We start from the raw sequence: 11,146 nt of genomic DNA on the forward strand, positions 1-11,146 counted from the left end.
TGCTGCGAAGAGGCCGGTAAGGCTAAAGATTATCTTCGGCTGCAATGGCCTCTTTGCAGCACAAGGCTGCTCCTACAGGGGTCTGTGGTAAGTCGCCGATCGCGACACAAGGCCGCTCCTGCAGGGTCTGTGGCAACAGGTCAGGATCATGAAATGTACGTCATCTATGCCTGATGAAACGTAGGGCAATGCTACGCTCGCGGAAATACTCAGCACGGATACTCACCATGGACATGAACTGGCACCAGGCCCTGCAAGAGAGCCTGCGATGGCTGGCAATCGCTTCGTTCATCACCCTTGTCTGCTTTACCGCTGCCGCGACACTGGCTGTACGTTGCACGCGCTGGGGCAGCCAGTTCTGGCAGCTTGCCGGGCCCTACTTCAGTTTCAGGCGCAGTTGGCGACCACTGCTGGTGTTTGCGCTGTTGCTGGTGTTGACGCTGTTCTCGGTGCGCCTCAACGTACTGTTCTCGTTCTGGTACAACGGCTTCTACAGTGCCTTGCAAGGCCTGGATCAATCCGCTTTCTGGTACATGCTCGGCGTCTTTGCCGTACTGGCCACCATCCATGTACTGCGTTCGCTGTTCACCTTCTATGTAACCCAGGCATTCAGCATTCGTTGGCGGGTCTGGCTCACCGAGCGTCTGACCCACGACTGGATGCATGGCGATGCCTACTACCGTGGTCAGTTTCTGGCCGAGCCGGTGGACAACCCTGACCAGCGTATCGAACTGGATGCCAATGCATTTGTCACCAACTCGGTCACCCTGGCCTTGGGTGCTGTCAGTGCACTGGTGTCGCTGGTGGCCTTCACCGGGATCCTCTGGTCGCTGTCGGCACCGCTGGCGGTTGCTGGTGTGGAAGTCCCCCGGGCGATGGTGTTTGCCGTGTACCTGTATGTCATCGTTGCCACCTGGATTGCCTTCCGCCTGGGGCGCCCGTTGATCCGTCTGAACTTCCTCAATGAAAAACTCACCGCCAACTTTCGCTATGCGCTGATGCGCCTGCGCGAGAATGCCGAGAACATTGCCTTCTACCAAGGCGCCTCGGTGGAGCGTGGCACGTTACTGGGCCGCTTTGGCGCCTTGATCGTCAATGCCTGGGCGCTGGTGTTCCGGAACCTGAAATTCAGTGGTTTCAACCTGGGTGTTAGCCAGGTTGCCGTGGTGTTCCCGTTTATACTCCAGGCGCCACGCTTCTTCAGCGGTGCGATCAAGTTGGGTGACGTGATGCAGACCGCCCAGGCCTTTGGCCAGGTGCAGGATTCATTGTCGTTCTTCCGCGAATCTTACGATGCGTTCGCTCAATACCGGGCCACCCTCGACCGTCTGACCGGTTTTCTTGATGCCAACCAGCAGGCGAGCGCCTTGCCGCGTGTCACCCTCGAGGCTCAGCAGCATGGGCTGGAAATCATTGATCTGCAGGTGCTGCGGCCAGACGGGCATGCCCTTGTCGCTGACCTTGGCCTGAGCCTGCACGCCGGTCAGGCATTGTTGATCAAGGGCCCGTCGGGCAGTGGTAAAACTACCCTGCTGCGAGCCCTGGCGGGCCTTTGGCCTTACGCTGAAGGTAAGGTCAGGCGCCCGCCAGGCCATCAGGCGTTGTTCCTGTCGCAGCGCCCCTACCTGCCGCTGGGCGACTTGCGGGCGGTCATCGCCTACCCGGCAGCCAGCAAGCCCGAGGACGAAGGACGTATGCAACAGGCCTTGCGCCAGGTCAACCTGGCTCATCTGGCGGAGCGGCTGGAGGTCAGTTGCGACTGGTCGCATATTCTCTCGGTGGGCGAGCAGCAGCGCCTGGCGTTCGCACGGGTGCTGTTCAACCGGCCTCAGGTAGTGTTCCTCGATGAGTCCACTTCGGCGATGGACGAAGGGCTCGAGCACGCCCTGTATTCGCTGCTGCGCACGGAAATGCCGGGTGCGCTGCTGGTCAGTGTTGGCCATCGCAGCACACTGGCGGGGTTCCATACTCACCGGCTGGAGGTGGATGGGCACGGGGGCTGGTCGTTGCTCAAGCAGGAGCCGGCGTTGGCCTAGTCCGGTATGCTCAACGTAACAGCATCACCCCCACCAGGGTGGTGCTGGCAAGCCCTGCGCCGACCAGGAAGGTTGCCTGGAACCCCGCACCATCCCACAACAACCCTGCCACCACGCTGGCCGTCAGCAGTGCCACCCCGGTCAGCAGGTTGAACAGGCCGAAGGCGGTCCCGCGCAGGTTGGCCGGTGCGCTGTCGGCGATCATGGCCGCGAAGATGCCTTGGGTGAAGCCCAGGTGCAGGCCCCAGGCGGCAACCCCCAAGGCCAGCCCCGCCCAGCCAGACAGCAGGGCCAGCAACAGGTCGGCGGCGATCAGCAGCCCCAGCCCCGTCATCAGCACGCCGCGGCGCCCCAGACGGTCCGACATTACCCCGGCAGGGTAGGCCGACACCGAGTAGGCCAGCGCCATCAGCACCAGCACCGCAGGCGCCCACATTGGCGCCAGGCCCATGTCCTGGGCGCGCAGTAGCAGGAAGGCCTCGCTGAAGCGGGCAAGGGTGAACAAGGTGGCCAGGCCGATCAGCCGCCAGTAGGCCGGGCCCAGGCGTACCCGTTCGTGCACCGCCAGCGGTGCGCGCACGGGCGGTGTCGTGGCAGGCGTTTCAGGTTCGTGCACGAAGGCGATGAGGATGTACACCGCCACCAACGCCGGGATCACCGACACCCAGAACACCCTCTGGAAGTGGCTCGCGGTCAGCCACATCAGCACGATCGCCAGCAATGGCCCGAGGAAAGCGCCAACCGTATCCAGCGCCTGACGCAGGCCAAAGGCGGCACCACGCAACTCGGGGGGCGTGACATCAGCCACCAACGCATCACGCGGCGCCCCACGTATGCCTTTGCCGACCCGGTCGACGAAACGTGCTGCGATCAGCCACTCCAGCCCGGAGGCCATGGGGAATACTGGCTTGGTCAGCGCGCCCAAGCCGTAGCCGAGCACGGTCAGCAGCTTGCGCTTGCCCAGCCGGTCGCTGAGCGCGCCGGAAAACACTTTGGTGATCGAGGCGGTTGCCTCGGCGATACCTTCGATAACGCCCACAGCAACCACCGAAGTGCCGAGCACGGTGACCATGTACAGTGGCAGCAGAGCGTGGATCATCTCCGAGGAAATGTCCATGAACATCGACACGAAGCCCAGCGCCCAGACACTGCGCGGGATCTTTGGCAAGGTTCGGCTGGCATTAACGGCGCCGCTTTCTTCATTGCTGCGCATCTGGGGTCTCGTCAGCGTTGCTACGTTCAAACTGTAGGAGCCCACGCGCAGGATGCAAACCGGAACCACGACCGGTCAGGCCAAGCTGCGCACCCGCCGCCAGACGGTGCTGCGGCTGACCCCCAGGCGCCGCGCGGCCTCGTCCATGTCGCCGTCGCAGCAAGCCAGCACCTGACGCGCATGGGCCGTTTCGGCTGCTTTGCCCAGGCTACGCAGGTTGTCGGTGGCGGCATGGGGCAGCTTCGCCGCTGCAGCCGCGCCGGCCTCGAAGAACTCCGGGAACAACGTGGCCAAGTCGACCTTGTCATCGTGGCCCTGCGGACTCAGGCACAAGGCCGCGCGCTCAGCGATGTTCTCCAGCTCACGCATGTTGCCCGGCCAAGGGTGGCGCAGCATCAATGGCAGAATGTGCTGCACGTGCTCGTCACTTGAAGGCGGCAAGCCCCTGGCTCGGCAGTGGCGCGCAAGCAGGGCATTGAACAGCGGCACGATGTCTGCGATCCGCTCGCGTAGCGGCGGTACGGCCAGGCGCAGGATATTCAGGCGGTAATACAGGTCCTGGCGAAAGCGCTGGTCGGCGATGCGCGCGGGCAGGTCGCAATGGGTGGCGGCAATCACCCGGATATCCACTGCCTTCGGCTGGCAGGCGCCCAAACGCAGCACCTCGCGCTCCTGCAGCACCCGCAGCAGGCGGGTTTGCAGGGCCACCGGCATGTCACCTATTTCGTCGAGGAACAAGGTGCCGGTGTGCGCCAGCTCGATCAGGCCGGGCTTGCCGCCTTTGCGCGAACCGGTGAAGGCACCGTCCTCGTAGCCGAACAGTTCACTTTCAAGCAGCGACTCGGGCAGCGCCGCACAGTTGATCGCCACGAACGGCCCCTGTTGGCGCGGGCTGGCGTGGTGCATGCTTTGCGCCAGCAACTCCTTGCCGGTACCACTCTCGCCGGTGATCAGCACCGTGGCGTCGGCCTGTGCGTAGCGCTGAGCCAGGCTCAGGATGGCGCGAAATGCCGGCGCGTCACCGAGCAGTTGCTCGAAGCGATGGCGCGCCTTGAACGGGCGCGCATCGGGCTGTTCACGGCCGCGCCGTGGCAGGCGGTGTGTGGGGGGCTCACCAGCCTTGGCACTCAGGGTCACCAGGCTGTCGAATGTATGGCGCAGGCTTTCGGCATCCAGCGCCAGCACGCCTTGGGCACCCGCGGCGTCGGCCAACTGGCATACCGTTGGCGAGCCGATGATCACCTCGAAGCCATCCGCGACCAAGCGTTCGACCTGATCCCGGGCCTGCTCCAGGCTGGTGTAGGTGTGTTCGCGAATCTGCAGGGTGAACAGCGCCTGCATCGCCGCCAGTTCCGGGTACGGCTGGGCGAAACTGAGGATACCCACCCGGCTGGCCCGGTCGCGGGCCTGCACCAGGGCACGGATCAGGTCGAACTCGCCCAGGTGCAGGGTTCGCACCGAGGTAATCAGGTGATGTCGCAAGTAATCGGCGGCAGCCCCGGAACACAGAATGACGTCTGCCTGCTGGTGGCTTTCCAGCTTGCGCGCCAGTGGCAGCAGGTCGGCCAGGCTGGTTTCGATGACCTCTATACGGGCTTGTTGCCGGTAGTCGGCGCTTACTTGCTCGATCAGTTGCGCCATGCGGCTGGGAGCGGCGGGGCGATGCAGGTGGGTAACCAGCGCAACCACGCGGGGCAGGTAAGCGGTGACGGGCATACAGGCTCCTTGTCTACAGCAATTGGGGCATTACAGAGGGTTTACCAGGTGCCCGCCATCCACGGCCACGATGCTGCCGGTCATGAATGCGCCGGCATCACTGGCCAGCAACAGCAAAGGGCCGTCCAGTTCGTGCAGTTGCCCCAGGCGGCGCATCGGCACGTGGTTTTTGATGTAACCCTGACCGTCCTCGCTGTCGAAGTAGTCTTCGTTCATCTCGGTCCTGAAGTAGCCTGGGGCAATGGCATTGACGCGGATCCGGTAGCGGGCCAGCTCCAGTGCCATGGCCTTGGTCAGTTGCACCACGGCGGCCTTGGCCGTGCAGTAGTGGCTCAGGCCGCTGCCGACCCGCAGGCCGAGGATCGAGGCGATGTTGACGATGCTGCCTGGCTGCCCGGCCTTGACCAGGCGCTGGGCTGCGCACTGGGCAACATGAAACACACCGTCGAGGTTGGTCGAGAGCATGCGTTGCCAGTCCTGCTCCCTCATATCGAGAAAGCGCCCGGGGTCGCCGATACCGGCATTGTTGATGATCACGTCGACCACGCCAAAGCGTGCCTCGGCTTGGTCGAAGGCCTGCTCGACGCTGTCGCGGCGGGTCACGTCCAGTGCCACGGCAAGTGCTTCACCGCCGTTGGCCTGCAGTGCTTCGGCCAGCGCCTGCAGGCGCTCGACCCTGCGCGCTGCCAGCACCACCCGGGCGCCAGCAGCCTGGGCCAGGCGTGCGAAATGCGCGCCCAGGCCGCTGGAGGCCCCGGTGACCAGCACGGTCTTGCCAGTCAAGGAAAATGTGTTTGCAAGCATGCTGTCGGCCCTTGGTCAAAGTACTTCGAACAGGCCGGCGGCACCCATGCCACCGCCCACGCACATGGTCACAACCACGAACCGCTCCCCGCGCCGTTTGCCTTCGAGCAAGGCATGCCCGACCATCCGCGCACCGCTCATGCCATAGGGATGGCCGATGGCGATGGCGCCGCCGTTGACGTTCAGCCGCGCGGGGTCGATACCCAGCTTGTCGCGGCAATACAGCACCTGGCAGGCGAACGCTTCGTTGAGTTCCCACAGGCCGATGTCGCCCACCTTCAGCCCATGCTGCTTGAGCAGGCGCGGCACGGCGTATACCGGGCCAATGCCCATCTCTTCCGGGGCCAGGCCGGCCACCGCGATGCCCCGGTAAAGGCCCAGCGGCTCAAGGTTGCGCTGCTCGGCCAGGCGCGCGTTCATCAGTACGCAGGCGCTGGCACCGTCGGACAGCTGGCTGGCATTGCCGGCGGTGATGCAGCCGCCTTCGAGCACGGGTTTCAAGCCGGTCAGGTCCTCCAGGCGTGTCTGCGGGCGGTTGCCTTCGTCCTGCGTCAGGGTCACCTCGCGGTAACTGACCTCGCCGGTCTGCTTGTCTTTGATCAACTGCTGCGCTGTCACGGGCACGATTTCGGTCTCGAACAACCCGTTGCGCTGGGCGGCGGCGGTGCGCAGCTGTGACTGTAGGGCGTAGGCGTCCTGGGCGTCGCGGCTGATGCCATAGCGCTTGGCCACGTGCTCGGCAGTCTGCAGCATCGGCATGTAGGCATGTGGGACACGTTGAATCACGCGGCTGTCCTGCTCGGCCAATGCCCATTCCAGGTTACGCGCCTGTACCGCGCTGATGTTTTCCTGGCCGGCGCCGACGGTCACCTGCATGCCATCGACCATGATCTGTTTGGCGGCGGTGGCGATTGCCATCAGCCCGGAGGCGCACTGGCGGTCCAGGGTCTGGCCGCTGACCGACACCGGCAGGCCGGCAGCCAGCGCGCTCATGCGGCCCAGGTTCCAGCCAGCGGTGCCGGAGGGCATCGCGGTACCCATTACCAGGTCTTCGATTTCATCACCGGCGATGCTGGCGCGGACCACCGCCGCCTGGATGGCCTGCGCGGCCAGGCTCGGCGAGCGGGTGTTGTTCAGCGCGCCGCGAAAGGCCTTGCCGATCGGGGTACGGGCGGTGGAGAGAATGACGGCTTCTTTCATGTCCGGGGTTCCTTGATGAACAGGGGAGAACGGCTCATAGGCTGGCCGTGCGCAACTTCGCACTGGAAGCCAGGCGCCGCAGCAACGGGGCTGGCTGTAGCCACATGTGGCCATAGGCGCCGAGCGCTTCGCGCTGTTGCTCGATGCCCGCCAGCACGTTGTCCAGGCCGAGCTCGCGGGCATAGTGCAGTGGGCCCCCACGCCAGGCCGGGAAGCCGTAGCCGTTGGTCCACACCAGGTCGATGTCGCCACTGCGCAGGGCAATGCCTTCATCGAGCACCTGCAGGCCCTCGTTGATCAGCATGAACAGGCAGCGGTCGTGGATTTCGGCGTCGCTGATGGTGCGCCGGGTGATGCCCAGCCTGGCCGCCAGTTGCACCGCAATCTGCTCCACTTCCGGGTCTTCGATGCGTTCGCGGCCTTCGTAGCGGTAGAACCCGCGCCCGCTCTTCTGGCCGTAGCGGCCCAGGCTGTAGAGTTCGTCGGCCAGGCGGAAGTAGCTCGGGTCGTGGGCGATTTCACTGCGCCGTGCCTGGCGCACCAGGTAGCCGACATCAATGCCGGCCAGGTCGTACATGGCGAACACGCCCATGGCCAGGCCCAGGCCGGTGAGGACCTTGTCCACCTGGGCTGGCGAGGCGCCTTCAAGCACCAGGCGGTGGGCTTCGCGGGCATAGGGTTCGAGCATGCGGTTGCCGATGAAGCCAAAGCACACGCCCGAGACCACCGGCAATTTGCCGATGCGCTTGGCGACCTGCAACGTGGTGGCCAGCACGTCGGGCGCCGTCAGCCGGCCGCGCACCACTTCGAGCAGGCGCATGACGTTCGCCGGGCTGAAGAAATGCAGGCCGACCACGTCCTGCGGTCGGCGGGTACAGGCGGCGATGCGGTCGACGTCAAGGGTCGAGGTGTTGCTGGCGAGAATCGCGCCCGCCTTGCACACCCGGTCCAGGGTGCGGAACACCTGCTGCTTGATCGACAGGTCCTCGAACACCGCCTCGATCACCAGGTCGGCGTCGGCCAGGTCGGCGTAGTCGAGGGTGCCTTGCAGCAGGTTCATACGTTGATCGAGCTGCTCGGCGCCAAGCTTGCCGCGCTTGATGCTGCCTTCGTAGGTCTTGCGGATCTGCGCCAGGCCCCGGTCCAGCGCTTCGGGCTTGAGCTCCAGCAGGCGTACCGGGATACCGGCGTTGATAAAGTTCATGGCGATGCCGGCGCCCATGGTGCCGGCGCCGATCACCGCCACCCGGTCAATGCTGCGCAGCGCCGTGCTGGCGTCGATGCCGGGTACGCGCAGCGCCTCGCGCTCGGCGAAGAACTGGTGGCGCAGGGCGGTGGCCTGTGGGTCTTGCAGGGCTTCGCGGAACAGTACCTGCTCGCGGGCCAGGCCCTCGGCCAGGGGCATCTCGCAGGCGGCGCGGACCGCGGCGAGCACGCGCAGGGGCGCAGTCTGGCCGGGCTTGCGGGCGATCAGCTGTGCCTCGCGGCTGGCGAAGAAGTCGCTTTCCAGGCCGTCGGCCAAAGGTGTTGCAGGGGCGCTTGGCAGGGCCGGTTGGGCCAGTTGCTCGCGAGCCAAAGTGCAGGCTGCTTCGAGTAAGTCCTGCCGGCTTTCGACCAGGCGATCGATCAGACCCAGGGCAAGGCCCTGGCGGCCATCGATCAGGTCGCCGCTGAGCATCATCTCCAACGCCGGGGCCACGCCGATAAGGCGCGGCAGGCGCTGGGTGCCGCCAGCACCGGGCAGCAGGCCCAGGCGGACTTCGGGAAGCCCCAGGCGTGCGGTGGCGGTAGCCAGACGATGGCTGCAAGCCAGGGCCAGTTCCAGGCCGCCGCCCAGGGCCACCCCGTCGATGGCGGCAATCAGGGGTTTTTCGATGCGGGTCAGGGCATCGAGGAGTTCGGGCAGTGCCGGCGCCTCCCAGGTGCGTGGGCTGCCGAACTCGCTGATGTCGGCACCGGCACTGAACGGCAGTTGCTCACCGTGCAGGATAATGGCCTGCACTTCGGGGTCAGCAGCGGCCCGGCTGCAGGCCTGCATCAGTGCCTGGCGCAAGTCATGGCCAAGGGCGTTGACCGGCGCGTGGCGCAGGCCGATCAGGGCCAGTTGGTTTTCGCGGCGATAGTCGATGAGTTGCATGGGGTAACCTTCCTGTTAGTGGGCCGTGGGCGCACGCCCGACCCGGTGGGAGCGGGCTCGCCCGCGAACACCGGCGAAGCCGGTGCCATGCACCGCGGTGTTTTCTTCGCGGGCAAGCCCGCTCCCACAGGGTAAAGCGCCGCTTGCCGGGGTTTTGACCGGCGCGCTGGTATCAGCGGGCGAATGCGGCCTCGCTGATGTCCATCAGGTTGTTGCTACCGGTGCGAATCAGCGTTTCGTGCAGGTTGGCGCGTGGCAGCAGGCGTGGCAGGTAGAAGCGCGCGGTCTCGCGCTTGCCTTGGTAGAAGGCCGCCTCGTTGCTGCCGGCAGCCAGTGCCCGTTCGGCCACACACGCAGCGCGCAGCCAGAGGTAGCCGAGCAGGGTGTAACCGCTGAGCATCAGGTAGTCGTAGGCGCTGGCGCCGATCAGGTTGGCATCGCCTGCGCTGGCGTCACTCAGCCAGGCACTGACTTCGCGCCAGGCAATCACTTGCTTGAGCAGGGCCTGGGCCAGGTGGGTCGGGGCACTTGTGCTCTGGGTGAAGTCTTCGATTTCACTGAGCAGTTCGCCCAGGGCTTCGCCACCATCGGCGAGCACCTTGCGGGTCAGCAGGTCGAGGCCCTGGATGGTGTTGGTACCTTCGTAGATCGCGGTGATGCGCACGTCGCGTGCAATCTGCTCCATGCCCCACTCGCGGATGTAGCCGTGGCCACCGAATACCTGAATACCCAGTTGCGCGGCCTCGTTGCCGGTTTCGGTGAGGAAGCCTTTGGCAATCGGCGTGAGCAGCGCGAGGCGGCGTGCCGCCGCCCCCCCCACGCCGGCGCTGGCGCCGTGGTGCAACTGGTCGACGCCCTTGGCGCAGGTGTAGGCAAGCATGCGGCCACCTTCGGCAAAGGCTTTTTGGGTCAGCAGCATGCGCCGTACATCGGCATGGCCGATGATCGGGTCGGCTGGCTGGTCACTGCGCAGGCGGGGTGTGGCGCGCATCTGCACGCGGTCCCGGGCATAGGCCAAGGCACCCTGGAACGACGCTTCGGCGTGAGCCTGGGCCTGCTGGGACACCGCCAGGCGCGACTCGTTGATGTAGGTGAACATGGCGTTCAGGCCACGGTTGGCCTCGCCCAGCAGGTAGCCTGTGGCGCTGTCGAAGTTGAGCACGCAGGTAGCGTTGCCGTGGATGCCCATCTTGTGTTCGATGGAGCCGCAGCTCACACCGTTGGGCGCGCCAAGCTGGCCTTGGGCATCGACCTGGATCTTCGGCACGGCGAACAGCGAAATGCCTTTGACCCCCGCCGGCGCGCCTTCGATGCGCGCCAGCACCAGGTGGATAATATTTTCGGTCATGTCGTGCTCACCGGCGGAGATGAACATCTTGCTGCCGCTGACCTGGTAGGTGCCGTCGGTTTGAGGCTTGGCGCTGGTACGCAGCAGGCCGAGGTCCGAACCACAGTGGGCTTCGGTCAGGCACATGGTGCCGCCCCAGCGGCCGGCGATCATCGGTGGCAGCAAGCGCTGCTGCAGGGCTTCGTCAGCGTGCTCGCTGAGGGTGCTGATGGCGCCTCCGGCGAGGTTGCCGTACATGCCCCAGGCGTGGTTGACGCTGCACACCATCTCGTAGTTGACGAACCCCAGCGACGGCGGCAGGCCCTGGCCACCGAAGGCCGGGTTCTTGTCCAGGCCCAGCCAGCCGTTGTCGGCGAAGCGTTTGTAGGCATCGGCAAAGCCGGGCGGGGTGGTGACCTTGCCGTCCTGCCACTGGCAGCCGTGCTGGTCGCCCACGGCGTTGAGCGGGGCCAGCTGCTGTTCGGCGAATTTGGCACCTTCTTCGACGATGGCGGCGAAGGTAGCCGCGTCCGGGGCTTCACAGCCAGTCAGTTGTTGGTAGTGGCGGCTCAGGCCGAGCAGCTCCTGGGCAACAAAGGTGATATCGCGCAATGGGGCGGTGTAGCTGGGCATGCCGAACTCCTGGCTGGGTGGACTCGGCATGTTGTAACAGGCAGGCCCGGACACCGCGTCCACCCCCCGGGTGGAATGGC

General features: G+C 65.4%; 7 protein-coding genes. 1 reads left to right on the forward strand and 6 read right to left on the reverse strand.

Annotation, left to right across the window (positions count from 1 at the left end; all coding sequences use genetic code 11):
* Positions 1–227 precede the first annotated feature (227 nt).
* Positions 228–2,036: an ABC transporter ATP-binding protein/permease gene (locus ACK1VC_RS11970; RefSeq protein WP_016485840.1), complete on the forward strand. Its 1,809-nt coding sequence runs from the start codon at positions 228–230 to the stop codon at positions 2,034–2,036.
* Positions 2,037–2,046: 10 nt separating this feature from the next.
* On the opposite strand, the gene ACK1VC_RS11975 is transcribed toward ACK1VC_RS11970, so the two are convergent.
* From ACK1VC_RS11975 to ACK1VC_RS12000, 6 genes are all read right to left on the reverse strand, one after another.
* Entirely contained in the window at positions 2,047–3,249 is a 1,203-nt protein-coding gene (locus ACK1VC_RS11975; protein ID WP_016485841.1) for an MFS transporter, read from the reverse strand.
* A 75-nt stretch (positions 3,250–3,324) separates the two neighbouring features.
* On the reverse strand, positions 3,325–4,965 hold the full coding sequence (gene prpR, locus ACK1VC_RS11980; RefSeq protein ID WP_016485842.1) for a propionate catabolism operon regulatory protein PrpR: 1,641 nt from the start codon (positions 4,963–4,965) through the stop codon (positions 3,325–3,327).
* A gap of 30 nt (positions 4,966–4,995) precedes the next feature.
* Positions 4,996–5,769: an SDR family NAD(P)-dependent oxidoreductase gene (locus ACK1VC_RS11985; protein ID WP_191087455.1), complete on the reverse strand. Its 774-nt coding sequence runs from the start codon at positions 5,767–5,769 to the stop codon at positions 4,996–4,998.
* A gap of 15 nt (positions 5,770–5,784) precedes the next feature.
* Positions 5,785–6,969, reverse strand: a complete 1,185-nt coding sequence (locus tag ACK1VC_RS11990) for an acetyl-CoA C-acyltransferase (RefSeq protein ID WP_096425855.1) — start codon at positions 6,967–6,969, stop codon at positions 5,785–5,787.
* A gap of 34 nt (positions 6,970–7,003) precedes the next feature.
* On the reverse strand, positions 7,004–9,106 hold the full coding sequence (locus tag ACK1VC_RS11995; protein WP_191087456.1) for a 3-hydroxyacyl-CoA dehydrogenase NAD-binding domain-containing protein: 2,103 nt from the start codon (positions 9,104–9,106) through the stop codon (positions 7,004–7,006).
* A 172-nt stretch (positions 9,107–9,278) separates the two neighbouring features.
* Entirely contained in the window at positions 9,279–11,066 is a 1,788-nt protein-coding gene (locus ACK1VC_RS12000; RefSeq protein ID WP_449117960.1) for an acyl-CoA dehydrogenase C-terminal domain-containing protein, read from the reverse strand.
* Between the last annotated feature and the right edge of the window lie 80 nt (positions 11,067–11,146).

It is taken from the genome of Pseudomonas sp. XP2 (assembly GCF_053557975.1).

Excerpts from the sequence above, each read along its gene's own strand:
- ACK1VC_RS11970 (WP_016485840.1), top strand. The coding sequence starts at position 228 with ATGGACATGAACTGGCACCAGGCCCTGCAAGAGAGCCTGCGATGGCTG.
- ACK1VC_RS11975 (WP_016485841.1), bottom strand. The coding sequence starts at position 3,249 with ATGCGCAGCAATGAAGAAAGCGGCGCCGTTAATGCCAGCCGAACCTTG.
- prpR (WP_016485842.1), bottom strand. The coding sequence starts at position 4,965 with ATGCCCGTCACCGCTTACCTGCCCCGCGTGGTTGCGCTGGTTACCCAC.
- ACK1VC_RS11985 (WP_191087455.1), bottom strand. The coding sequence starts at position 5,769 with ATGCTTGCAAACACATTTTCCTTGACTGGCAAGACCGTGCTGGTCACC.
- ACK1VC_RS11990 (WP_096425855.1), bottom strand. The coding sequence starts at position 6,969 with ATGAAAGAAGCCGTCATTCTCTCCACCGCCCGTACCCCGATCGGCAAG.
- ACK1VC_RS11995 (WP_191087456.1), bottom strand. The coding sequence starts at position 9,106 with ATGCAACTCATCGACTATCGCCGCGAAAACCAACTGGCCCTGATCGGC.
- ACK1VC_RS12000 (WP_449117960.1), bottom strand. The coding sequence starts at position 11,066 with ATGCCCAGCTACACCGCCCCATTGCGCGATATCACCTTTGTTGCCCAG.